A 22,288-nucleotide genomic window follows, 5' to 3' on the forward strand; every position below is an offset into this window, starting at 1 on the left:
TCGTACGTACGTAACTGAAGGGGCCCCCACCAAGCGGTGGGGGCCCCTTCGGTTCAGGTCAGACGACCTGGTGCAGCCACCGCACCGGCGCGCCCTCGCCCGCGTACCGGAAGGGTTCCAGTTCGTCGTCCCAGGGCTTGCCGAGCAGCTTGGCCAGCTCGGCCTCCAGGTCGCTCTCGCCGCGTTGCGAGCGGGCCAGGGCGGCGCGCAGGCGGTCCTCGGGGATGAGGATGTCGCCGTGGAGGCCGGTGACGGCGTGGAAGATGCCGAGCTCGGGCGTGGCGCTGTACCGCTCGCCCTCGGCGCTCGGACACGGCTCCGCCGTGACCTCGAAGCGCAGCAGGGACCAGCCGCGCAGGGCGGAGGCGAGCTTGGAGGCGGTGCCCGCCGAGCCCTGCCAGGAGAATTCTGATCTCCAGGTGCCCGGCGCGGCGGGCTGCCTGATCCAGTCGAGGCTCACACGCGCGCCGAGTACGCCCGCGACGGCCCACTCGACGTGTGGGCACAGCGCGCGCGGAGCGGAGTGCACGTACAGAACTCCACGTGTCGTCACCGGGACCTCCAGTGTGGGTCGAGGTTCGCCTTCCCCAGCGGCCTCGCGCCCGTGCCGAGCAATTTTCCCCAAATGGTAGAGAAACCTGGGAAAAGGGGACAGATGTGACGTGATGTAATTTAGCGGAACCACAGCAGCGGGGCGTCACCGGGTGGATCACCCGCCTGTCGCCGCCCGTGACAGCGGTGGCCAGGCGGCTACGGGGCGAGGCTACCGTGCGAGGGCGCAAGGAGTGTGACGTACCGTCGGTCCGGAGGCCAGGAAACTCCGACCTTTCACCCGGCGGGGCGCAACCCCGGGCACGCGCACGACGTCACGTTGAACGACAGAGGGGACCAGGGGATGCGGAACCGCAGGCACCGCTCGCGTGCCGTCGTCGCCCTCGCGGCGGCGGCCTTTCTCGGCACCGCGTCACTCACCGCGTGCGACGCGCAGGGCGGCAACTCCTCGGCCCCCGGCCCCTCCGCGCACAAGCCGTCGCCGAAACCCACCCCCACGTGGGACACGACGCCCCGTTCGATGGCGGCCGTGGGCGACTCCATCACCCGCGGCTTCGACGCCTGCTCGGTGCTCTCCGACTGCCCCGAGGCGTCCTGGGCCACCGGCACGGACGCCCAGGTGCGGAGCCTCGCGACACGGCTGCTGGGAAAGAAACGGGCCGCCTCGCACAGTTGGAACCACGCGAAGACCGGCGCCCGCATGGCCGATCTGACGGGGCAGGTCGAACAGGCCGTCACCGAGCGGCCCGAGCTGGTGACGGTGATGGTGGGCGCCAATGACGCCTGCCGTTCGACGGCCGCCGGGATGACGCCGGTCGGCGAGTTCCGTGCCGACTTCGAGCAGGCGATGCGGACGCTGCGCCGTTCGCTGCCGAAGGCGCAGGTGTACGTGGCGTCCGTGCCGGATCTCAAGCGGCTCTGGTCGCAGGGGCGCGCCAATCCGCTGGGCAAGCAGGTGTGGAAGCTGGGCATCTGCCCCTCGATGCTGGCCGACCCCGACGACCTGGGCGTCGCGGCGTCCGAGCGGCGGGACTCCGTGCAGGACCGGGTGGCGGCGTACAACGCGGTACTCGAAGAGGTGTGCGACGAGGATCGGCGGTGCCGGTACGACGGCGGGGCGGTCTTCGCCTACCGATTCGACGGCGACCAGCTGAGCCACTGGGACTGGTTCCACCCCAGCAAGGACGGCCAGTCGCGCCTCGCCGAGCTGGCCTACCGTCAGGTGACGTCGCGCGAGCCGGTGAGCTAGGTCGGACACGGCCCAGGAGCTGCCGGGTCTGCTCTCACGCCGTCAGTGGACTGCTCAGGCGCAGGTCCGCGATCGAGCGGCCCGCCTGGACCTCGTACGAACCCACCTGATACGCCCACGAGTTGAGGCCCTCGTCCCACGTCTCGAAGGCTCGGCGCGGGATCTCCACGGTCGCCTCGGCGCTTTCGCCGGGGGCCGCCTCGACCGTCGCGAAGCCCGCGAGCCAGCGGGCCGGGCGGGCGGTGTCGGGCTCGGCGGGGGCCAGATAGAGCTGGACGACCTCGCGGCCCGGGCGCCGGCCGGAGTTGCGGACGCGGACCGTGGCCGTGGTGCCCTCGACGGTGAGTGACTCGTACGTCCAGTCGGTGTAGCCGAGGCCGTGGCCGAACGCGTACGACGGGGTGGCGCCGGCCTTCTCCCAGGCGCGGTAGCCGGTGAACACGCCCTCCGCGTAAGGGAGTTCGCCATCGGAGGGCGTCACCTGGGTGACGGGGGCGGCGGCGAGGTCGCCCCAGGTGGTGGGGAGTCGGCCGCCGGGCTCCTCGGCGCCGAACAGGACGTCGGCGAGGGCCGCACCGCCCTCCTGGCCGGGGAACCAGCCGAGCAGTATCGCGGCGACGTCGTCGCGCCAGGGAAGTTCCACCGGGGAGCCGGAGTTGACGACGACCACGGTGTTCGGGTTGGCGGCGGCCACCGCGCGGATCAGGTCGTCCTGGCGGCCCGGCAGCCTCAGGTCCTGGCGGTCGAAGCCCTCGGACTCGACGCGCTCGGTGGTGGCGACGACCACGACCGCCGTGTCGGCGCCCCGCGCCGCCTCCACGGCCTCGGACATCAGTTCGTCGACGCCACGCTGCGGGCCGAGGTGGACGAAGGAGAACATGACGCCCGGCAGCGGAGCCGCGAACTCCCCGCTGAGGCGGTGCAGGAGGGAGACCTCGACGGGCTCGCCCGCCGTGAGCGCCACCTTGCCGCGCTCGACCGGGGAGCCGAAGAACGCCTCGAACGGGTCGGACGCGGAGCCCATCTCCTGCACGCCGTCGTAGAGCACCCGGCCGGCGACCGTGAGCCTGAAGGCGCCGAGGCCGCGCGTACCGAAGGAGTGCTCGCCGCTCTCGCGCGGCGTGAACGTGCCGATCACCTCGACGCTCGCCATGGTCTCGTGGGTGACGCCGGCGGGCAGGTCGTCGCCGATCCACTGGACCTGTCCGGAGGGCAGGCTCCCCTCGCCCAGGGCGTTGCCGTCGGCGTCGCGGCAGATCGCGCGCAGCTCGAACCCCTTGTCGGCGGGGGCGAGTTCGTCGCTGGGGTCGGCCCCGACGGCGTAGGTGAGCGCGCCCTCGGGCAGGGCGGCGGTCAGGCCGTCGAGCGGGGAGACGACGTGGGCGGGGAAGACGGTGGCGGAGCCGCCGCCGAGGACGCGGGCGTCGCGGGCGGCGGCGCCGATGAGGGCGACCTTGCCGGTGGCGGCGTTCAGCGGGAGGGCCTGGTTCTCGTTGCGTACGAGGACGAAGGCGCGGCGGGCGATCTCGCGGGCCAGGGCCTCGCCGTCGATGTCCGCCGGGGGCCGGGTGACGACCGGCTCGGCGCCTTCGAGGATGCCGACGCGGGCGGCGAGGCGCAGGACGTTGCGGACGGCCTCGTCGACGGTCTCCTCCTTGACCTCGCCCGCGCGGAAGGCGGCGGCGAGCGGCTCGCCGTACACGGTGCGGGGGCCCGGCATGGCGACGTCGAGGCCGCCCTCGATGGCGCCGGTGGTGGAGCGGGCGGCCATCCAGTCGGAGACGTTGTAGCCGTCGAAGCCCCATTCGCCTCGCAGGACCTCGCCCACGAGGTGGCGGTGCTCGGTCATCGTCACGCCGTTGACCTGGTTGTACGCGGTCATGATGCCCCAGGGGTGGGCGTTGGCGACGATCGCCTCGAAGGGTGCGAGGTACAGCTCGCGCAGGGCGCGCGCGCCGACCTTGTTGTCCACCGTGAAGCGCTCGGTCTCGGCGTCGTTGGCGACGAAGTGCTTGACGGTCGTGCCGACGCCGCCGGACTGCACGCCCTGGACGTAGCCGGTACCGATCACGCCCGTCAGGTACGGGTCCTCGCTGTACGCCTCGAAGTGGCGGCCGCCCAGCGGGGAACGGTGGAGATTGACGGTCGGGGCGAGAAGGACGTGTACGCCCTTGCGGCGGGCCTCCTGCGCGAGCAGCGCGCCCGCGCGGCGGGCGAGGTCCTGGTCCCAGGTGGCGGCGAGGGCGGTCGGGGACGGCAGCGCGATGGACGGGTCGTCGGCGGTCCAGCGCACGCCGCGCACGCCGATCGGCCCGTCGGACATCACGAGGGACGTGAGGCCGATCTCCGGCAGGGCGTGCAGGGACCACATGTCACGGCCGCCGAGGAGGCGGGCCTTGGCGTCCGGGCCGAGTTTGCGGAGAGCGGCCTCTACGGCTGCCTCCCGTGCCTGGTCCGCGCGCGTGGCCTCCTGGGCTGACTCGGTGGGCTCGGGTGCCGCCATGGGGTGCGCCTCCTCGGTGAGTCCGGCCCGGCCGTCCTTGCCGTGCCGCTGCCGTGCCGGTTCCCTCCATCCTGCATCGCCTACCTGTAGATCGGTAGGTTTCGTTATCTTGACGTTATATGTACGGCATGCGGTCTACGCAGATGTCGTACGGTCCTCCGATAGGAGCAGGGTCGAGGGGCGAAGGGCGAGGGAAGGCGTGGGGAGCATGGCGGCGGGCAAGGCGAGGCCCAGGGGCGAGGAGCGGCGCGCGGAGATCCTCGGGGCCGCCCTGGAGGTGATCGCCGAGCGCGGCTACCGGGGCGCGAGCCTCGGGGCGGTCGCCGAGCGGGTCGGTCTCACCCAGCAGGGCCTGCTGCACTACTTCCCCACGAAGGAGGCCCTGCTGGTGGCCGTCCTGGAAGCCCGCGACCAGTGGGACGCCGTGCCACGCGGCGAGTGGCGGCTCGATCTGCTCGGCTCGCTCGTGGAGTACAACGCGATGCGGCCCGGCATCGTGCAGACCTTCTCCGCGCTGCTCGGCGAGAGCGTGACGGACGGACACCCGGCGCGCGCCTTCTTCGCCGGGCGGTACGAGACGGTGCGCGAGAGCTTCGCGGCGGTGCTGCGCGCCGAGTACGGGGAGCGGCTGCCGGGCGGCCTCACGCCCGAGGCGGCGGCCCCACTGATGGCGGCGGTGATGGACGGATTGCAGTACCAGTGGCTGCTGGACCCCGAGTCGGTGGACATGCCGGGGGCGTTCAGGGCCTTCCTGGCGCTGCTGGGCGGCGGCGTCGACGCCGGCCGGGCTCCGGGCGGCGGGGACGGCCGCGACCACGTCGACCTCGATTAGCGCCTCATCGCCCTCGTAGCGCCTCATCGCCCTCGTAGCGCCTCATCGCCCTCGTAGCGCCTCACGGCCCTCGTAGCGCCTCGTCGGCCTCCGCTGTCTGCCCGGAGAGGTGCATCAGGGCGCCTTCGGCAGCTGCTGCGTCGCGCAGTGGATGCCGCCGCCGCCCTCGCCGAGGGCGTTCACCGGGAGCTGGGTGACCTTGCGGCCCGGGTACAGGTCCCGGACGATCGAGGCCGCGGCGCTGTCGGCCTTCTTGTCGCCGAAGCGGGGCATGATCACGGCGCCGTTCGCCACGTAGTAGTTGACGTAGCTCGCGAGGAAGTCGGGGCCCCGGCGGCCGATGTCCGTCGGTTCGGGGAGGTCGACGAGGTCGAGGGTCTTGCCGCGTGCGTCCTTCGCCGTGGAGAAGGTGTCGTATGCCTGCCGGTAGGCCTTGGCCCAGACGTCCTCGGGGGCCGTCGGCGGCGGGGTGCTCATGACCACCACGCCCGGTTCGGCGAAGCGGGCCAGCGCGTCGATGTGGTGGTCCGTGATGTCCTCGCCCCTGACGCCGTCCACCCAGATGACCTCGGTCACGCCGAAGAGACTCTTGAGTGCGCGCTCGATCTCGTCGCGGGACTTGCCGGGGTTGCGGTTGGCGTTGACCAGGGAGCTCTCCGTCGCGAGCAGCGTGCCCGCGCCGTCGACCTCGATCGCTCCGCCCTCGCCGACGATCGGCGCCCGGACACGGGGGACACGCCGGTCGGACAGGATCCGCCGGGCCACGTCGCTGTCACGGTCGTGCGGCTGTTTGTCGCCCCATCCGTTGAAGTTGAGGTCGACGCCCGCGACGCCGTCGGGGCCGAACACGAAGCTCGGGCCGGTGTCCCGCATCCACAGGTCGTCCACCGGCACCGGCAGGATCTCGACCCCCGCGCCGCAGGCCCGCCGGGCCGCCTTCGCGTCCCGCTCGTCCGCGAGCAGCGTCACCGGTTCGAACTCGGCGATCGTCCGGGCGATGCCCGCGATGTCCTCCCGTACGGCATGGACGTACGACTTCCAGATGCGGCGGCTCGGCCAGGACATGTACGTCAGCTCATGCGGCCCCGCCTCGTCCGGCATCCGGCGGGTGCCGGGCGCCGCCCCCGCGGGCTCCGGTCCGCCGCCGCCACCGCAGGCGCTCAGCGCCGCCGCCCCTGAGGCCGCGAGGGCGGCGCCTGCCCCTGCCTTGAGGGTCCGGCGTCTGGACGGGCCCGTGCCGGACCCGGTGGTGGACCTCATGGACCGCATAGACCTCGTGAACCTCATGGTTATCTCCTGACTGAAATTTTAGTCAGTTCGATCGTAAGGCATGATCGAGCACGGACCCAGTCGATCCTTCAGGCAGTGGAGTACGTGATGCCGGACAGGCCCACCCAGATCCTCGAAACCGCCGCCCGGCTGATCGCCCGGCGCGGGGTGCGCGGGCTGCGCGTCGAGGAGGTCTCCGCGGAGGCCGGGGTGTCGACCGCGCTGATCTACTACCACTTCAAGGACCGCGCGGGGCTGCTCCGCCGCACCCTGGAGTACATCAACCGCCGCGCCGTCCGCTACACCGATGCCGCCCTGGACGCCTCCGCCGATCCCCGCACCCGCCTCACCGACCTGCTGCTCCTGGAGCTCCAGGACACTCCTCGCGTACGGGAGAACAGCGCCGCCTGGGGCGAGCTGCGCGCCACCGCGGTCTTCGACCCGGATCTGCGGGAACAGCTGGCCGTCTCCACCGAGGAGTGGGCCGACGACCTGGCGCACCTCGTCCGGCAGGCCCAGGCCGCCGGGCAGGCCGCGGCCGACGTCGACCCGCGTGCCGCCGCCGAGCGGCTCACCGCGCTGGTCGAGGGCGTGAGCGAACGGTGGCTGAGCGGCACGACGACACTGGACCGGGCGCACGAGCTGCTGCGCGGGGCCGTCGCCCTGGAGCTCGGGCGCGCCTGACCCGGGGCCGGGCCAATTGGTTGACTGGCCGACCGACCGGCCGGGCGAAGAGAGGGACATGTGAACGCCAGCAAGATGCACGCCGACGAAGCCGACACCGACGAGGCGCTCGTCGGCCGTCTGATCGCCGCCCAGTTCCCGGCCTGGGCCGGGCTTCCCGTGCGGCTGGTGGGTTCCGCGGGGACGTCCAACGTCATGTACCGGCTCGGCACCGACATGGTGGTGCGCCTCCCCCGGCTCGGACGGCCGGCCGAGGACGTGGAGCGGGAGCATCACTGGCTGCCCCGGCTCGCGGCGGCGCTGCCCGTCGCGATCCCCGCGCCGATCGCCCGGGGCGGGCCGGGCGAGGGTTACCCCCACTCCTGGTCCGTTTTCCGCTGGCTGGACGGTGAGACGCCCGATCCCGGGCGGCCGCTCGCCGAGCCCGTGCTGTTCGCCGAGGATGTCGCCCTGTTCCTGGGCGCCCTGCGCGAGGTCGACCCGGCCGGTGCGCCCGCCGCCTACCGCAGCGAGCCGCTTGCCGAGCGCGACGGCTCCACGCGTGAGGCGATCGCGGGTCTGCGGTCTGGGCGGTCTGGTGGACGCCGGGACCGCCGGGGCCGCGACGGCCGTGTGGGACGCGGCGCTGCGCGCGCCGGCGTGGCGGGGGCCCGGGGTCTGGGTGCACGGAGATCTGCAGCCGGGCAACGTACTCGTCGACCGGGGCCGCCTCAGCGCGGTGATCGACTTCGAGTGCATGGGCGTGGGCGACCCCGCCGTCGATCTGATCGCCGCGTGGTACTTGATGGACGCCGAGGCCCGGGAGGCCTTCCGCGCGGCGCTCGGCCCGGCCGCGGACGACGCGATGTGGGCGCGCGGGCGGGGCTGGGCCCTCACGATCGCCCTCGCCGAGCTCTGGTACTACCGCGAGACGAACCGGGTGATGGCGGGCATCGCACGCCGCGTCATCGGCCGCCTGACCGCCGCGTCACCGGCCGCCTGACCGCCGCGTCACCGGTCGCCCGACCGAGGAGGCTGAGCAGCGCTTCCGCCGACCGGCGCCTCAAGTCGGCAGTCGCCTTCGGGCGGGTTTTCCGCGTGGACCGACCTGGAGCGGAATACACCGTAGCGCCGGCCCCACCCGCCCCGCGATACTTCCGCCACCCCACCGGTTACGGAAGGACTCGCGTGCGTTCTCGATCTCATGTGCTGTCTCGTCTCGGCGCCCTCGGTGTCGCCGCCCTGCTTGCCGGGCTCGGCGTCCCGGCGCCCGCCTCCGCCTCCGCCTCCCAGGGCGCCGGCGGCCGTGCCGCCGCCACCGTCGAGGAGCAGCGGCTCGACCGCGCCGCTCCGCGGGAGATCCTGCGGCGCAGCGGTTTCGACTCCCTCACGCCCGAGTTGGCGCGTGCGCTCGGCAAGGCCCGCTCCTATGACCAGGCCCGCCGTCTCGTCGTACGCGAAGGAGGGGCGCTGTGGCGCCGCGCCGTCGACCGGGCGCAGGGGCGCGGGCCCGCCGGAGGGGATCTGAGCCGGGACGACGACCGGCCGCTGTACTGGGCACGGCTGGGGATGACCCGGGAGCTGCGGCAGTGGGAGCCGACGCGGTTCTCCCTCGGGGAAGCCGAACGCGCGCGGCTCATAGGCGGCTTGGAGAGGGCCTCGCGCGGGCAGGACGCCGTCCGTTATCCGGGGCGCCACCACGCCAAGCGCGTCCTCGTCACCGGCTTCGACCCCTTCACCCTCGACCGTGACGTCCGTATCAGCAATCCGTCCGGCGCCACCGCGCTGGCGCTGGACGGCACGACGATCCACACCGCCGACGGGCCCGCCCGCGTCGAGGCGGTCACCTTCCCCGTCCGCTGGCAGGACTTCACCGACGGTGCCGTGGAACGGGCGCTGCGTCCGCTCCTCCCCCGCGTCGACCTCTTCACCACCATCAGCCAGGGTCGGGTGGGCCGCTTCGACGTCGAGCGGTCCAACGGGGCCTGGCGCGGCGGCTTCCCCGACAACGAGAACGTCTCCAGGACGGAGACCGTGCCGGTGAGCGACCCGGCCGCACAGCCCCAGTGGACGTCGACGACCCTCCCGTACAAGGAGATCGTGGAGGCCGGGACGGGGCGCTTTCCCGTGTACGACAACACGTCCGTGACGGAGATTCCGGCGGGCGGCACCGAGCCCGTGGTCCGGCCCGAGGGGCCCACCGCGGGGTCGACGGCCCGGGCGGGCGGCGGCGGGGACTATCTGTCGAACGAGATCGCCTACCGGGCGACGCTGCTGCGGGACCGGCTCGGGCTGCGCGACCGGCTGCCCGGCGGCCATGTGCACACGCCCGTGCTGCGGTTCGGCGCGGGCAACACCGACCCGGCGACGGGCGCCGTCACCGATCCCGAGTTCGTGCGGAACCGGCTCGACATCATCGCTCAGGTGCGGGGCATCCTGCGGGTGGCCGCGTCGGCGTCCTGACCGTCGGCGCCCTCGGTGCCAGGGGAAGCGCCGCCGCCGTCGCCGTCCGAGCCGTTCTCGCCCAGCAGGTCCCGTGCCATCAGCGTCGCGCCCGCGACCGCGCCCGGCATCAGGAACACCGCGACGAACGGCACCAGGAAGGCGACGGCGAGCGGCGTCCCGAAGCCCCAGGCCAGCCCCTTGCGTGAGCGCAACAGGGCGAGGCGGTCGCGCAGTTCGACGCCGCGGCGCTGGAGGGCGACCGCGGTGAGCTCCTCGACCAGGAAGAAGCCGGTCACGGCGAAGCCGATCACCGGGACGACGGTCTGGCCGACGACCGGGATGAAGCCGAGCCCGAAGAGCAGGACGCCCCAGAGCAGGGCGCGCATGACGACGCGCAGGCTGTCCCGCGCGGAGATCCACAGTTCGCGCCAGAGCGGGAGCCCCGACTCGGGGGCGTGGCCGGACTCGGCGATGTCGACCTTCTCGGACAGCGACTCGTAGAAGGGCTGCCCGATCAGGAGCGTCACCGCGGTGAAGGTGAGGACGGAGAGCAGCAGCGCGAGGGCGAAGAGCAGCGCCGTCAGGAAGCCGCGGAAGAGGCCCTGCCACGGCGAGGACCAGTCGTCGGCGAAGGGCGTGGCCCAGCCGACGGCGTCGGCGCCCCAGAGGGCGAGCGCGACGAGCGCCGCCGCGTAGAGGACGAGCGTGAGGAGGCCGGGCAGCAGTCCCATCCCGTACTGCTTGCCGTGCTGGGCGACCCAGCGCTGCCCCTTCATCAAGTAGCCGAAGCCCACACCCAGATCGCGCATGCGGCACACCTTAGCCGCAGGTGGGAGGGCGGCTCGCGGCTGGTGCCTCCGGGATGTGAACGCCCTCTTGTTGCCGGGGAGTTCTACCGGTAGACCTCACTTATCGATCTCCCGGAGGTACGTATGGGTATATCCCGGCCATCCAGACCTGTTCTGCTCACCACCGCCGCCACGGCCGGCGCGCTGGTCCTCACCGCGCTCGCCCCGGGCAGCGCGACGGCCGATCCGACGCCGCGCCCGGTCATCCGGGAGGGATCGCCGCTCGGCGCCGCCGACCGGGCGGCCTGGGCGCCGGAAGCCGCCGCTCACCGCGCTCTCGACGGTATGGGAACCTCCGGGCTGGGCGGTTCAGCGGAGAACATGGGCGACAAGGGCCGCGGCTATCCGCGCGAGCAGAAGCTCACCGCACCTCCGGAGAACCCTGCCGACAAGTCGATAAAGCTGGGGCTCACGCCGTACCACGGCATAGCCCCGGAGCTGAACCGGCTCCAGCGGCTCGGCGACCGCGTGAGCGTGGAGATCGCGGGCCGCTCGGCGGGCGGGCACCCGCTCTACCTGGTGACGGTCACGGCCCCCGAGTCCAGGCGCGAGACGGCCCGTCAGGAGCGGATGCGCGAGCGCATCGAGAACGCTCCCTCGGCCGCCGCCAAGGACAAGGCGATCAGGGCCTCGTACAAGACGCCCGTCTTCATCAACAACAACATCCACGGCAATGAGTGGGAGGGCACGGATGCCGCCCTGAAGCTCATCGAGAAGCTGGCGAAGGCGAAGGACAAGAAGAGCCGGTCCCTGCTCGCGCACAACCGCCTCTACTTCAACGTCACCACCAATCCGGACGGCCGTGTCGCCGGAACCCGAGCGAACGCCAACGGTTTCGACCTCAACCGCGACTTCATCACCGCCTCGCAGCCCGAGACCCGCGCGGTCCGGCGGATCGCCGTCGCCAAGCAGCCCGCCGTGATGATCGACCTGCACGGCTATGTGAACGGCACACTGATCGAGCCGACCACTCCCCCGCACGGCGAGAACTACGAGTACGACCTCTTCCTCAAGAACTCCTACGCCAACGCCCTCGGTATGGAGGCCGCCGTCAACGGCCTCGGGTACACGGAGGAGAAGGACGGCGTGCGGCCCGCCGTCATCCCCTTCCGCGACCAGGAGGAGGGCTGGGACGACTGGCCACCCGTCTTCACCCCGCAGTACATGCCCTTCCACGGCGCGGTCGCCACGCACACCATCGAGTTCCCGATGCAGGTGAACAACGCGGCGTACGAGACGCAGCCGGTCGCCGAGCTGCGGCGCAGGGCCGGTATCAACGTCGACATCGCGGGCGCGGCCATGCGGGCGAGCATCGACTACGCCGACAGCCACCGCACGTCGCTGATCGCCGACCAGATCGAGGTCTTCCGGCGGGGCGCGACCGGCGCGAAGCAGGTTCCGGTGTCGGAGGAGACGGTGCCGGGTGTGCCCGGGATCGGTCCGGAGGACGTGTACACGACCGAGTTCCCGCGTGCGTACGTCATTCCGGCGGGCTCCTCGCCGGGCGGGCGCGGCCAGCGGTCGGCGACGGCGGCGGCGCGGCTCGTGGACCATCTGCTCGCCAACGACGTACGCGTCGAGCGCGCGAGCCACGGCTTCCGGCTCGGCGGACGGACGTACGCGAAGGGCTCGTACGTCGTCGACATGCACCAGCCGAAGCGGGGCTTGGCCAACGTGATGCTGGCCGACGGGCGCGACATCAGCGACAAGGTGTCGACCATGTACGACATCTCGGGGTGGAGCCTCGGGCGGCTGTGGGGCGCGAGCGTCGACACCGTCAAGGGCGGTGACCTGGACGGTGTCCGGGCGCGTGAGGTGCACGCCGCGTCCCGGGTCGGGTACGTGGCGCCGCGCGGCGGCCTGAAGCTGCGGCTCGACGACCCGCGGGAGATCGCCGCCGTCAACTACCTCCTCGGCCGGGGGGTTTCCGTACGACGTGACCGGGACGGCGGCGCGATCGTGCCGTCGTCGTCTTCCGCGCGCCGGGCGGCCTCGGTGGCCGCGAAGAAGTACGACGTCGCGTTCGACGCCACGAAGGCCAGGGGCGGCGCCGCGCTGCACCGTACGCGGGTCGCGGCGGCCGTCACGCCGGGTGAGCTGTTCGCGCTGCGGGAGATGGACTTCGACGTGGTGCCCGTGTCGACCGCCGTGCTGAACGCGGGCTTCGACTGGAGGAAGGCGGACGCGCTGTTCGTGTCGGCCGGGCTCGACCACGCCGAGCTGAACGCGGCCGCGAAGGCCGGGCTCGACCGGTTCCTCGCCAAGGGCGGTGGCCTCGTCGGGCGTGGCGGGACCGGCGCCGCACTGAACACCGACGCCGAGTTGCTCGCCGCGAAGCCGGTCGAGGGCAACGGCGACGCCAACGGCGTGGTGCGCGTGGCCAACGCGGGCGGCGCGGTCACGGGCGGCGCCCCGGGCCACAGCTTCGTCTACTCGCCGATGTGGTTCACCGGCCTCGGCTCCGGCGTGCGCGTGGAGCAGAAGTACGGGACCGGGGACCTCCTGGTCTCCGGGCACTGGCGGGCCATGGAGGACGGCACCGGCGGCCCCGCGGCCGCCGCGGGACGGGCCTCGGTCGTCAGCGGGTCCGCGCGGGGCGCGGACGTGGTCCTGTTCGGCACCGAGCCGCTCTTCCGTGACCACCCGAAGGGAGTGTTCCCGCAGGTCGGCCGGGCGCTGTTGAGCGTCGGCCGGGACTGAGGCCCTCCCTGCGAGGGCCCGTAACCTTTGGAGGCATTCCGCATGACCCGTGAGATCAGAGTGCAGGGCACCGTCGCCGACGGATTCGAGGCCGTGCGCGAGGAGTTCACCGCCGTCCTCGCGGGCGAGCTGCCCGACTACGAGGGGCAGCTCGCCGCGTACGTCGGCGGGCGCAAGGTCGTCGACCTGTGGGTGGGCCCGGAGGTCGACGGCGACACCCTCTACGGCGTGTACTCGTCCACCAAGGGCGCCGCCCACCTCGTCGTGGCGCTGCTCGTGCAGGACGGCGTCCTCGACCTGGACCGCGAAGTGGCTCATTACTGGCCGGAGTTCGCCGCCGAGGGCAAGGGCGCGGTGACCCTGCGCGACCTGCTCGCGCACCGGGCGGGCGTCGCGGGCGCCGAATCGGGCTTCACCCCCGAGGAACTCGCCGACGACCGGGCCGTCGCCGAGCGCCTGGCCGCCCAGCGCCCGTACTGGCGGCCGGGCACCGCCTTCGGCTACCACGCCCTGTCCGTCGGGGCGCTCGCCGGCGAGGTGGTGGTCCGCGCCACCGGGCTGCCCCTCCGTGAGGTGTACGAGGAGCGGGTGCGCGCCCCGCACGGGCTCGACTTCTTCCTGGGCCTGCCCGAGGAGCACGAGCGGCGCTTCCGCTCGGTCCAGCCGATGAGCCCGGGGCCCGACCAGGCGGCTCTCCTCGCCGCGCTGCCGGCCCAGCCGCAGAGCCTGAACTCCGTCGCCTTCAACCGCAACGCCGCCCAGCCCACCGACCTGGAGGCGCTGCCCAACTCCCGCCTGGTGCGCGCCAAGGGCCCCGCCTCGGTCGGCGGCGTGGCGTCCGCGCGCGGTCTCGCCGGTATGTACGCGGCGGCGGTCACCGGTGTCGACGGCCGCGACGCGCTCCTCAAGGAGGCCACTGTCGCCGAGTTCGGGCAGATCCAGTCGGTCGGGTACGACCTGGTGGCGCGCGACCACAAGGCGTTCGCGGTCGGCTTCCAGGCCACGTCCGTGGTCGTGTACCCGTTCCTGGGCGTGGGCACCATCGGGCACAGCGGCGCGGGCGGCTCGCAGGCGTTCGCCGATCCGCGCGGCGGGCTGGCCTACGGGTACACGCGGCGGCGGTTCGCCTTCCCGGGCGGCCCCGCGGCGGAGAACGAGCGGCTGGTGCGGGCGGTGCACGAGGCGGCGCTCGCGCGGGGCTGACCCGCGGCACGCCCGCGGCACGCCCGCGGCACTTTTGCGGCACTCCCACGGCACGACTGAGGGCCGCACCCCGGCTTCGGGGTGCGGCCCTTACGTACGTACATACGTCAGGCGACCGCGAGCTCGACCTTGATGTTGCCGCGCGTGGCGTTCGAGTAGGGGCACACCTGGTGGGCCTTCTCGATCAGGGACTGCGCGGTGGCCGCGTCGACGTTCGGGATGGAGGCGGTGATCGCCACCTCCAGGCCGAAGCCGCCGGACTCGTTCTGGCCGATGCCGACCTTGGCCGTCACGGTCGAGCCGGAGATGTCCGCGTTCTCCTTGCGGGCGACCACGCCGAGGGCGCCCTGGAAGCAGGCGCTGTAGCCGGCCGCGAACAGCTGCTCGGGGTTGGTGCCCGCGCCGCTGCCGCCCATCTCCTTCGGCGGGTTCACGACGACGTCGAGCTTGCCGTCGTCACTGGCCACACGGCCGTCGCGGCCGTTCTCGGCGGTGGCGACCGCGGTGTACTTGACGTCGATCTTCTGGATGGACATAAGTGCCGATTCCTCCTGAGACGTGCCGCGGTGCGCGCCCACAGCCGCGGCCAAGTGGAATTAGGTTATCGGATGCTGGAAGGGTGGGGCCGGGTCGTCTCAGGCGAGGGAGACGATCATCTTTCCGGTGTTCTCGCCGCGGAGCATGCCGAGGAATGCCTCCACGCCGTTCTCGACGCCCTCGACGACCGTCTCGCGGTACTTGAGCTCGCCGGAGCGGATCCAGCCGCCGACCTCGCGGACGAACTCCGGCTGCAGCGCGGCGTGGTCCTGCACGAGCATGCCCTGCAGGCGCAGGCGCTTGCCGATGACCATGGCGAGGTTGCGCGGGGCCGGGGTCGGCTCCGTGTCGTTGTAGCTGGAGATCATGCCGCAGATGGTGGCGCGGCCATGCACGTTCAGCCGGCTGATGGCGGCCTCCAGGTGCTCGCCGCCGACGTTGTCGAAGTAGACGTCGATGCCGTCGGGGGCGGCCTCCTTGAGCTGCTCGACGACGGGCTTGTCGTCCTTGTAGTTGAAGGCGGCGTCGAAGCCGTACTCCTCGACGAGCAGCTTCACCTTGTCGTCCGAGCCCGCCGAGCCGACGACGCGCGAGGCGCCCTTCAGCTTGGCGATCTGGCCGACCTGGCTGCCGACGGCGCCCGCGGCACCGGAGACGAAGACGGCGTCGCCCTCCTTGAAGGAGGCCACTTCGAGCAGACCGGCGTACGCGGTCAGGCCCGTCATGCCGAGCACGCCGAGGTAGGCGGAGAGCGGCGCGGCCTGCGCGTCGACCTTGGTGGCGTGCTGGGCGGGCACGGAGGCGTACTCGCGCCAGCCCGCGAAGTGCAGCACGTGGTCGCCCACCGCGAAGCCCTCGGCGTTCGAGGCGACGACCTCGCCGACCGCGCCGCCCTCCATGGGGCGGTCCAGTTGGAACGGCGGGGAGTACGACTTCACGTCGTTCATCCGGCCCCGCATGTACGGGTCCACGGAGAAGTGGAGGTTGCGGACCAGGACGCGGCCCTCGGCCGGGGCGGCGACAGGGGCCTCGCGCAGCGCGAAGTCCTCGGGGACCGGCCAGCCGTCCGGGCGCCGCACGAGGTGCCATTCACGGCTGACGGAGGGAAGCTGCTCGGGGGTGACGGACATGGGGGGCGTCCTCCTGTTGCGTACGTGACGGAGTCAGAAATGCTTCATGTGGTGAAACAACCATGCTCATTGATATTTGATGATGTCAAGTAAACGCAGGTAGGCGGGTAATCTCGTGGGCATGGCCACCAGCAGCTCGCGTACCCCTGCTCCTCGCGCCGACTCGCTGACGCTCGAAGTCGTCGAGCTGATCGGCGCGGTCGTCGGGCGCTACCACGAGGAGTACGAGGAAGCGGCGGCCGAGCACTCACTGACCGGAGCGCAGGCGCGCGTCCTCGGACTGCTCTTTCACGAACCTATGCCCATGCGCCGCATCGCGCAGAAGCTGAAGTGCGAGCCGTCGAACATCACCGGCATCGTCGACCGCCTGGAGGCGCGCGGCCTCGTCGAGCGGCGGCCCGACCCGGCCGACCGGCGCGTGAAGCTGGCGGCGCCCACGGCCTCCGGTTCCGAGGTCGCCCGCAGTCTCCGTGACTCCCTGAACTTCGCGCGCGAGCCGCTGGCCGAGCTCTCGCGCGAGGAGCGGCTCGCACTGCGGGGGCTGCTGCGGCGGATGCTGGGTGAGGCGGTCTAGGTCCATGTCAGGGGCCGTCCGTCCCTGTCCCCGTTCCAGTCGCCCGTTCCAGTCGCCCGTTCCAGGGTGTCGGCGTCTGTGCTGGTCAGCGTCCGTTCCAGCGTTCCAGCGTCCCGGAACACCGGCCCGTTGTGGCGGACGGGACGGATCGCGGCGCACGGTGTGGTCTGTCCAAGCAGCTCGCTGGACGGTCCCGCTTTCCGCACCCATGGAGTTCTTGATGCGTTCGCGTCTCACCACCCGTTCCGCCCGTTCCGCCCGTTCGGCTCGTTCGGCTCGTTCGGCTCGTTCGGCTCGTTCGGTTCGTTCGGCTCGTTTCGTCCTGACCGCCGTCGCCGCCGCGGCCCTCACCACCACCGCGGCCGGCACCGCCCTCGCCGTCGGCGGCCAGAGCAAGGCCCCCGCCGTGGAGCAGCTCTGCGGGACCAACGATCTGACCTTCAAGGTCACCGAGAAGACGCAGGCAGGCGGCTACCTCCTCGTCACGGCCAAGGCCAGGCCCGGCATCACCTGCTACCTGGAGGGCACCTTCCCCTCCGCCGCCTTCGGTTCCGCCCCCGACACGCACGTGTCCCCCACCGAGCAGGGCGTCACCGAGACCGTCAGGCTCTCCGGTTCCACCGCCGCCTACGCCGGCATCAGCCCCAAGTCGACCGACAACGACTACGGCAGGCAATTCGACCACCTGAGCATCGCCGTCGCCGGTGACGAGACCGGCGCCGTCAGCCTCGACCTGCCCGGCACCACCCTGGTCGACAAGCCCCTCGCCACCAACTGGCACGCGGACCCGGCCGACGCCGTGCCCTTCATGAACTGACGAGCCGCGCACCTCAGAGGGTCCGCGTCACCTGCACCACCACAGGAAGCGGTCGCACGTCTCGGTCGGTTCCGGTTCCGGTTCCGGTTTCGGTTCCGGCTTCGAGGTGGGGTCCGGGTTCTCGGAGGTCGGCGGGGGCGTGGTGGGGCGGGGCGCGCCGGAGGTGTCGTCCGGGGCGTCGGGGGCGGTGGGCGAGGAGGGACCGGGGTGTTCGTCACCGCCCGGCGCCTCTTCCCGCCCTTCCTGTCCTTCCTGTCCTTCCCGTCCTTCGCGCTCTTCCCGTCCCGCCCGCTCCTTCTTCCGCTTCTCTTTCCTCGCCTCGGCCTTCTTCTCCTCTTCGGCCGCGGCGGACGCCTCCGCCGAGGTGGCCGCCGCGTCCGCCGCCGACGCGCTGCCGTCCGGGGCCGCGGTCCGGCTCGGGGACGCGGTCTCCTGGGCCCCGCCGTCCGGGGCGGACGCGGCGGTGGGGTCCTCGGAGGGGCCCTCGGCACCCAGTTCGGCCAGACTCAGGCCGCCGGCCGCGAGTGCGAGGCCCGCGGTGGCGAGCAGGACCTTGCGGCGCCTGCGCCGGTGCGCTCTGCGGCCGCGTTGGCCGCGTTGGCCGCGTTGGCCGCGTTGGCCGCGTTCCTTGCGGCGTCCGCGGCCGCGGACGCGCGGGGACTCCTCGTCGTACGCGCTGTCCCGGCCGCCCGGTTCCTCCCGCGCGGCGACGGACGTCGCGTACTCCCGGCAGGCTTCGGCCGGGGTTCCGCACCCTGGGCAGGCGAGGGCGCCGTTGAGGTGCCTGCGGCACGGGTGGCAGTAGTCCATGAGGCATGGAGGCTAGGTGCCGCGCCGCCGACAGCGGAAGCCACCGCTGTGAAAGTTGTGTGCGGAATCGAAAACTCCGGCGCGGCGGCATTGCCGGACAGGCGCAGCGGCGTTGCCGGTCCGGCGGGGCGTTGTCAGTGGCGGGAGGCATGATCGAGGGCATGACGCAGAACTCCTCGGGCGTGCTGCACGCCCTTGCCCATGAACTCCTTCCCTCCGACGTGGCCGAGCGGTGGCTCGGGCTGCTGCGGCCCGGCGTCCGGCTCGCCCCGGCGGCCGGGGACGAGGCGGTAGTGGGGCAGTTGGGCGGGGAGCCCCGGCTTCCCGCTGATGTGGAGTGGCCGGAGTGGGAGGGGAACGGGCCGCTGTCGTTCGTCGCCTCCGTGGACTGCGCCGCGCTGCCCGCGGGGGCGCTCGACGTGCCGTTCCCCGCGGCGGGCACGCTCGCCTTCTTCTACTTCGACGGCCAACTGGACGACGGCGACGCCCTGGTGGACGTGGACGACGTCCCGTCCAGGGCGGGGGCCCGGGTGGTGTACGTGCCCGCGGGCGTACAGGTCACCGAGCGCGCCACGCCGGACGAGCTGGATGCCTACCCCCATGTCCCGCTGGCCGCGCGCGTGGAGCTGACGGTGGCGGAGCCGACGCATCCGCAGATCCAGCGGTCTTTCGCACCGGACGCGGAGCCCTTCCAGGAGTACGAACATCCCGTGTGCTCCGACGCGTTCGTGCACGCCCTGTGGGAGTACGACGACGAGGCGGGCCATCAGCTCGGCGGCACCCCGCAGTCGGTGCAGGGCCCCGTCGAGCTGGAGGTGGCCCGCGCGGCGCTGGGCCCGGGGACGGACTGGCACGACCCCCGGCTCATCGACGAGATGAACGAGTGGGTGCTGCTCGCGCAGTTCGACTCCGATGAGGCGGCGGACATGATGTGGGGCGACGGGGGCTGCCTCTACTGGCTCATACGCCCCGCCGACCTGGCGGAACTCCGCTTCGACCGGGCGCTGTTCACCTGGCAGTGCTGCTGAGCCGGGGCCGGGGCCACCGCCACCGCCGCCACCGCCACCGCTACCGCGCCGGGAGTCGCTAGGCCCTGCCCAGCAACCCCCTCAACCGCCTCGCGCGCAGCACCAGTTCCAGTTCGAAGCGACGGTCCGGGTCGTCGACCTCGTCGCCCCACAGCTCCCTGATCTGGCGCAGGCGGTAGCGGACCGTCTGGGGGTGGACGCCCAGGCGGGCCGCGACCTCGGGGGCGCCGCCGCGCGTCTCCAGCCAGGCCAGCAGGGTCTCGGCGAGGCGGCGGCCGTGGGCGGGACCGCAGTGGTCCAGGGGTGCGAGGCAGCGGCGGGCCAGGTCCTCGATGAGCTCCTCGGGCTGGAGGAGCACCAGCGCTTCGGTGTGCTCGGTGCAGTGCAGGACCTCACCGGAGGGCAGCAGTCCGCGCTCCATGAGCCGTACCGCCGCCTCCGCCCAGCGCAGCGACTTCGCGGCGTCGGCGAGCGGCACGGGCGGGCCGATGGCGCCCGACCAGCCCGTCATGGCGCGCCGCAGCAGCTCGGGGCGTCCGGCGGCGTCGGGGTCGGGCACGACCATGCGGGGCTGTTCGGCTTCCATGTCGAGCAGGACGCCCGCGCCGACGGCGGGCGCCACGGCTTCCGGCGCGGGGCGCAGCAGGACACCCACGGCGACGCGTTCGGGCAGCTGCCAGCCGACGCGGGCGGCCCGCTCCCCGAGGGCGCTGCCGAAGCGGGCGGCCCCCTTGCCGCCCTTGCCGGACGACGGGCCCGTACCGGTGCCGGCGTGGTGCGCCGTGCCGCCGGTGGATTCGGCGCGCCGCTCCGAAAGGAGGAGTTCCATCAGCTTCCGCTGGAGCCGCAGCCGCTCGCCCGCCTCCCGGGCCGCCGCCTCGGCGTAGCCGCGTACGGACTGGTCGACCAGTCCGTCCAGGTACTCGAAGCCCGACTCGGCGAGTTCGTACATGGCCGGTGGCGGGATCTCGATCTGCTGGCCGATCTCGGCGAGGCGGCGCCAGGCGAGCCGTACGCCCAGGCGGTAGATGGCCTGGAGCGAGTCGAGGCTGCGGCCGTGCAGGCCCTCGCCGCGGCCGAATTCCTGGAAGACCTCCAGGTGGTAGCGGGGCCGCCCCTCCTGGGAGGCCAGCTGCTGGACGAAGCCTTCGAGGGCGCGGCGGATGCCCACCAGCGCCATGGGCTCGCCCGAGTCGTCGAGGACGACGGGCAGCCCGGGGTACTCGGCGCGGATCTCGCGCAGTATGTCCTGGGCGAGGGCGGGCACCTCCTCCAGGGCGAGCGCGGCGAACCGCCGCACCTGCCGGGGCGGCACGTCCCGCCAGGCGGAGCGCGCCGACGGGGAGCTCTGGCTCCCCGTGGGGGCGGCCTCGGGGGGCGGCTGGATCTCGGTCACGGCCACGGTCGCTCACTGCCCCCGTGATGGCGCGTCGTAGTGCACCAGCGGCGTGTTCGGCTGGTCCGGCGTGGCGTCGAGGAGCGCGACGATGCCGAGGGCCGCGCCCACGGCGAGGAGCGCCCCGGCGGCGACGGTGAGTGATGCGGCGAGCAGTCGGTGCATGGCGCGGGCCAGCCTCTCTGTCGGAGGTCGTCCCCACCCTGGGTCACACAGTCAAGTCCCCGCCGGCCCCGTCCGGCGAGTGCCCAGTCTCTGCATGCATTGACACCTAGTCAAGGGTGCGCCTACGGTTCCCGGCCCATACGTACGGCTCGGTAACACTTCTCCCGTTCTTAGCCCAGGAGTGCCCCCATGCGCCGCAGCACCTCGCCATTTTCCCTGGTCATCCTCGGTCTTGGCGCGTTCCTTCTGGTCCTGGCACCGATGCTGGCCTGGTATGTCGAGCCACGCGCGAAACGCACGCCGATCGATATCGACACCATCACGGTTTTCAAGGGCAAGGGAAGCTACTTCGACACCGAGAAGATCAAGACGGTCCACGACAAGAACCTCACCGTCACCCGCCAGGTCCGCGGCGACGTCGCCGACAGCGAGAAGAGCGGGCGGGCGGTCTGGGACGTGTCCACGTCCGTCGATCCGGACACGTCGCTGCCCGCCGCCGACCCGCACGACTCGCTCCAGTGGACCGTGGAGCGCTGGGTCACCGACCGGAAGACAAACAAGCCGGTGCACTGCTGCGGCGAGGAGCCGTACTTCGAGGGTGAGGCGTATCTGAAGTTCCCCTTCGGCGTGGAGAAGCGGTCCTACCGCTGGTGGGACAACACGCTGGGGGCGACCGTGCCGCTCACCTACCGGGGCACCAAGAAGATCCAGGGGTATGAGGGCCTGCGCTTCACGGCGACGGTGAAGGCCACCAGGACCGGCACGCGTCAGGTGCCGGGGCGGATGGTCGGTCAGCCGAGGAAGAGCCAGGTGATGGCCGAGGAGTACTACGCCAACCACGGCATCGAGCTCGTCGCCGATCAGCGCACCGGCCGGATCATCTACGCCGCGATCGGACCCCGTAAGACGCTGCGCGCGCCCGGCTCGGACAAGGACGCGACGGTGCTCCTGGAGAGCAAGCGCGTCGGTTTCACCCCGGCCACGCAGAAAGCCCAGGTCAAGCTGGCCAAGGACGACAGCGGCCGGCTGAAGCTGGTCGGCGAGACGCTCCCGGTGGCCTCCGGGGCGCTGGGCGCGGTGCTCGCGCTGGCGGGAGCCGTGCTGGTCGTACGGGGGCGCAGGGAGAACGGGGCGAACGGCCCCGGAGGGCGTGACGGATCGGCGGAGCCGGGGAGTCCGAATCCTGGGACGTCCCCAAGCGCCCTGCAGTCCACCACGATGTGATGTCACGTCAGCTCCGAAAAGCCCGGAAATTGTCACCTCGGTGAGTAGACCCGCGGTAAGTCGCGGCGAAAACTAACCACCCCCACCCGAACACAGTCCTCGCACCACCCCCGCACAGGCCGAGCACAGCACCTGCGCAGAACGACCCCACCGTCCCGCGTGCCCGGCCCGCTCCACCCCCCGTTCCACCCCCGCAGTACCCGAGCACCAGCTCGGCACACCCCGCACCACCCCAGCAGGACCGTTTCGCCCGACCGGTCCCCCCACAGTTCCGCACCCTGAGACGAGTTGGAGCACGCATGCCCCAGCACGTACCGTCCTCGCTCCGCGCGGCCGCCCCACG

20 protein-coding genes and 1 pseudogene are annotated in these 22,288 nt (G+C 72.4%); 12 read left to right on the plus strand and 9 right to left on the minus strand.

Translation table 11 applies throughout. The features are described 5' to 3' along the window. Nucleotides 1–58 precede the first annotated feature (58 nt). Nucleotides 59–553: a DUF3145 domain-containing protein gene (locus ACWDVB_RS29980; protein ID WP_451512976.1), complete on the minus strand. Its 495-nt coding sequence runs from the start codon at nucleotides 551–553 to the stop codon at nucleotides 59–61. A gap of 342 nt (nucleotides 554–895) precedes the next feature. Here ACWDVB_RS29980 and ACWDVB_RS29985 point away from each other — a divergent pair, with 342 nt between their 5' ends. Beyond that, on the plus strand, nucleotides 896–1,801 hold the full coding sequence (locus ACWDVB_RS29985) for an SGNH/GDSL hydrolase family protein (protein ID WP_451512977.1): 906 nt from the start codon (nucleotides 896–898) through the stop codon (nucleotides 1,799–1,801). Between the two features lie 34 nt (nucleotides 1,802–1,835). On the opposite strand, the gene ACWDVB_RS29990 is transcribed toward ACWDVB_RS29985, so the two are convergent. Continuing rightward, complete coding sequence (locus ACWDVB_RS29990; protein ID WP_451512978.1) at nucleotides 1,836–4,304, minus strand: beta-glucosidase; 2,469 nt, start codon at nucleotides 4,302–4,304, stop codon at nucleotides 1,836–1,838. A gap of 208 nt (nucleotides 4,305–4,512) precedes the next feature. Between ACWDVB_RS29990 and ACWDVB_RS29995 the strand changes: the two genes are divergently transcribed. Further along, nucleotides 4,513–5,136: a TetR/AcrR family transcriptional regulator gene (locus ACWDVB_RS29995; protein WP_451512979.1), complete on the plus strand. Its 624-nt coding sequence runs from the start codon at nucleotides 4,513–4,515 to the stop codon at nucleotides 5,134–5,136. 114 nt (nucleotides 5,137–5,250) lie between these two features. Here the strand turns inward: ACWDVB_RS29995 and ACWDVB_RS30000 are convergent, their stop codons facing one another. Beyond that, nucleotides 5,251–6,396 (minus strand): agmatine deiminase family protein, encoded by a 1,146-nt coding sequence (locus tag ACWDVB_RS30000; RefSeq protein WP_451512980.1) that lies wholly within the window; start codon nucleotides 6,394–6,396, stop codon nucleotides 5,251–5,253. A 117-nt stretch (nucleotides 6,397–6,513) separates the two neighbouring features. Between ACWDVB_RS30000 and ACWDVB_RS30005 the strand changes: the two genes are divergently transcribed. The 4 genes and pseudogenes from ACWDVB_RS30005 to ACWDVB_RS30020 all read left to right on the plus strand — a co-directional run bounded on the left by ACWDVB_RS30005 (nucleotide 6,514) and on the right by ACWDVB_RS30020 (nucleotide 9,531). After that, the gene (locus ACWDVB_RS30005; protein WP_451512981.1) at nucleotides 6,514–7,089 is read left to right on the plus strand and encodes a TetR/AcrR family transcriptional regulator; all 576 of its coding nucleotides are present in this window, start codon (nucleotides 6,514–6,516) and stop codon (nucleotides 7,087–7,089) included. Between the two features lie 216 nt (nucleotides 7,090–7,305). Further along, nucleotides 7,306–7,554: pseudogene (locus ACWDVB_RS30010) on the plus strand (phosphotransferase); the annotation flags it as partial. Between the two features lie 76 nt (nucleotides 7,555–7,630). After that, nucleotides 7,631–8,071: a phosphotransferase gene (locus ACWDVB_RS30015; protein ID WP_451513218.1), complete on the plus strand. Its 441-nt coding sequence runs from the start codon at nucleotides 7,631–7,633 to the stop codon at nucleotides 8,069–8,071. A 185-nt stretch (nucleotides 8,072–8,256) separates the two neighbouring features. Next, nucleotides 8,257–9,531 carry a pyroglutamyl-peptidase I family protein gene (locus ACWDVB_RS30020; protein ID WP_451513219.1) on the plus strand — a complete coding sequence of 425 codons (1,275 nt, stop codon included), beginning with the start codon at nucleotides 8,257–8,259 and terminating at the stop codon, nucleotides 9,529–9,531. Here the strand turns inward: ACWDVB_RS30020 and ACWDVB_RS30025 are convergent. Continuing rightward, entirely contained in the window at nucleotides 9,489–10,322 is an 834-nt protein-coding gene (locus tag ACWDVB_RS30025; RefSeq protein ID WP_451512982.1) for an EI24 domain-containing protein, read from the minus strand. The genes ACWDVB_RS30020 and ACWDVB_RS30025 overlap by 43 nt on opposite strands. Before the next feature lie 123 nt (nucleotides 10,323–10,445). Here ACWDVB_RS30025 and ACWDVB_RS30030 point away from each other — a divergent pair, with 123 nt between their 5' ends. Continuing rightward, nucleotides 10,446–13,061, plus strand: coding sequence for a M14 family zinc carboxypeptidase (locus tag ACWDVB_RS30030; RefSeq protein WP_451512983.1), 2,616 nt, complete (start codon nucleotides 10,446–10,448; stop codon nucleotides 13,059–13,061). Nucleotides 13,062–13,103: 42 nt separating this feature from the next. After that, the gene (locus ACWDVB_RS30035; RefSeq protein WP_451512984.1) at nucleotides 13,104–14,264 is read left to right on the plus strand and encodes a serine hydrolase domain-containing protein; all 1,161 of its coding nucleotides are present in this window, start codon (nucleotides 13,104–13,106) and stop codon (nucleotides 14,262–14,264) included. A gap of 107 nt (nucleotides 14,265–14,371) precedes the next feature. Here the strand turns inward: ACWDVB_RS30035 and ACWDVB_RS30040 are convergent, their stop codons facing one another. Together ACWDVB_RS30040 and ACWDVB_RS30045 are read right to left on the minus strand one after the other, a co-directional pair. Next, on the minus strand, nucleotides 14,372–14,800 hold the full coding sequence (locus ACWDVB_RS30040) for an organic hydroperoxide resistance protein (RefSeq protein ID WP_219690957.1): 429 nt from the start codon (nucleotides 14,798–14,800) through the stop codon (nucleotides 14,372–14,374). A 99-nt stretch (nucleotides 14,801–14,899) separates the two neighbouring features. Beyond that, nucleotides 14,900–15,931 (minus strand): NADP-dependent oxidoreductase, encoded by a 1,032-nt coding sequence (locus tag ACWDVB_RS30045; RefSeq protein WP_451512985.1) that lies wholly within the window; start codon nucleotides 15,929–15,931, stop codon nucleotides 14,900–14,902. A 121-nt stretch (nucleotides 15,932–16,052) separates the two neighbouring features. On the opposite strand from ACWDVB_RS30045, the gene ACWDVB_RS30050 reads away from it, so the two are divergent. Both ACWDVB_RS30050 and ACWDVB_RS30055 read left to right on the plus strand, forming a co-directional pair. Beyond that, entirely contained in the window at nucleotides 16,053–16,505 is a 453-nt protein-coding gene (locus tag ACWDVB_RS30050; protein ID WP_451512986.1) for a MarR family winged helix-turn-helix transcriptional regulator, read from the plus strand. 220 nt (nucleotides 16,506–16,725) lie between these two features. Beyond that, nucleotides 16,726–17,322 (plus strand): DUF4232 domain-containing protein, encoded by a 597-nt coding sequence (locus ACWDVB_RS30055; RefSeq protein ID WP_451512987.1) that lies wholly within the window; start codon nucleotides 16,726–16,728, stop codon nucleotides 17,320–17,322. Nucleotides 17,323–17,349: 27 nt separating this feature from the next. Here the strand turns inward: ACWDVB_RS30055 and ACWDVB_RS30060 are convergent, their stop codons facing one another. Further along, on the minus strand, nucleotides 17,350–18,132 hold the full coding sequence (locus ACWDVB_RS30060) for an SCO2400 family protein (RefSeq protein ID WP_451512988.1): 783 nt from the start codon (nucleotides 18,130–18,132) through the stop codon (nucleotides 17,350–17,352). Nucleotides 18,133–18,293: 161 nt separating this feature from the next. On the opposite strand from ACWDVB_RS30060, the gene ACWDVB_RS30065 reads away from it, so the two are divergent. Then, complete coding sequence (locus ACWDVB_RS30065) at nucleotides 18,294–19,160, plus strand: YwqG family protein (protein ID WP_451512989.1); 867 nt, start codon at nucleotides 18,294–18,296, stop codon at nucleotides 19,158–19,160. 58 nt (nucleotides 19,161–19,218) lie between these two features. On the opposite strand, the gene ACWDVB_RS30070 is transcribed toward ACWDVB_RS30065, so the two are convergent. Next, a complete protein-coding gene (locus ACWDVB_RS30070) occupies nucleotides 19,219–20,556 on the minus strand; it encodes a PucR family transcriptional regulator (protein ID WP_451513220.1) in 1,338 nt (445 codons plus the stop codon). A gap of 12 nt (nucleotides 20,557–20,568) precedes the next feature. Then, entirely contained in the window at nucleotides 20,569–20,721 is a 153-nt protein-coding gene (locus tag ACWDVB_RS30075) for a hypothetical protein (protein WP_451512990.1), read from the minus strand. Nucleotides 20,722–20,910: 189 nt separating this feature from the next. Between ACWDVB_RS30075 and ACWDVB_RS30080 the strand changes: the two genes are divergently transcribed. After that, the gene (locus ACWDVB_RS30080; RefSeq protein WP_451512991.1) at nucleotides 20,911–21,945 is read left to right on the plus strand and encodes a DUF3068 domain-containing protein; all 1,035 of its coding nucleotides are present in this window, start codon (nucleotides 20,911–20,913) and stop codon (nucleotides 21,943–21,945) included. Nucleotides 21,946–22,288: the final 343 nt, after the last annotated feature.

The sequence above is a fragment of the Streptomyces sp. NPDC003379 genome (assembly GCF_053589195.1).

Excerpts from the sequence above, each read along its gene's own strand:
- ACWDVB_RS30075 (WP_451512990.1), bottom strand. The coding sequence starts at position 20,721 with ATGCACCGACTGCTCGCCGCATCACTCACCGTCGCCGCCGGGGCGCTC.
- ACWDVB_RS30065 (WP_451512989.1), top strand. The coding sequence starts at position 18,294 with ATGACGCAGAACTCCTCGGGCGTGCTGCACGCCCTTGCCCATGAACTC.
- ACWDVB_RS29990 (WP_451512978.1), bottom strand. The coding sequence starts at position 4,304 with ATGGCGGCACCCGAGCCCACCGAGTCAGCCCAGGAGGCCACGCGCGCG.
- ACWDVB_RS30005 (WP_451512981.1), top strand. The coding sequence starts at position 6,514 with ATGCCGGACAGGCCCACCCAGATCCTCGAAACCGCCGCCCGGCTGATC.
- ACWDVB_RS29995 (WP_451512979.1), top strand. The coding sequence starts at position 4,513 with ATGGCGGCGGGCAAGGCGAGGCCCAGGGGCGAGGAGCGGCGCGCGGAG.
- ACWDVB_RS30080 (WP_451512991.1), top strand. The coding sequence starts at position 20,911 with ATGCGCCGCAGCACCTCGCCATTTTCCCTGGTCATCCTCGGTCTTGGC.
- ACWDVB_RS30055 (WP_451512987.1), top strand. The coding sequence starts at position 16,726 with ATGCGTTCGCGTCTCACCACCCGTTCCGCCCGTTCCGCCCGTTCGGCT.
- ACWDVB_RS30035 (WP_451512984.1), top strand. The coding sequence starts at position 13,104 with ATGACCCGTGAGATCAGAGTGCAGGGCACCGTCGCCGACGGATTCGAG.
- ACWDVB_RS30030 (WP_451512983.1), top strand. The coding sequence starts at position 10,446 with ATGGGTATATCCCGGCCATCCAGACCTGTTCTGCTCACCACCGCCGCC.
- ACWDVB_RS30045 (WP_451512985.1), bottom strand. The coding sequence starts at position 15,931 with ATGTCCGTCACCCCCGAGCAGCTTCCCTCCGTCAGCCGTGAATGGCAC.
- ACWDVB_RS30060 (WP_451512988.1), bottom strand. The coding sequence starts at position 18,132 with ATGGACTACTGCCACCCGTGCCGCAGGCACCTCAACGGCGCCCTCGCC.
- ACWDVB_RS30040 (WP_219690957.1), bottom strand. The coding sequence starts at position 14,800 with ATGTCCATCCAGAAGATCGACGTCAAGTACACCGCGGTCGCCACCGCC.
- ACWDVB_RS30050 (WP_451512986.1), top strand. The coding sequence starts at position 16,053 with ATGGCCACCAGCAGCTCGCGTACCCCTGCTCCTCGCGCCGACTCGCTG.
- ACWDVB_RS30000 (WP_451512980.1), bottom strand. The coding sequence starts at position 6,396 with ATGAGGTCCACCACCGGGTCCGGCACGGGCCCGTCCAGACGCCGGACC.
- ACWDVB_RS30025 (WP_451512982.1), bottom strand. The coding sequence starts at position 10,322 with ATGCGCGATCTGGGTGTGGGCTTCGGCTACTTGATGAAGGGGCAGCGC.
- ACWDVB_RS29985 (WP_451512977.1), top strand. The coding sequence starts at position 896 with ATGCGGAACCGCAGGCACCGCTCGCGTGCCGTCGTCGCCCTCGCGGCG.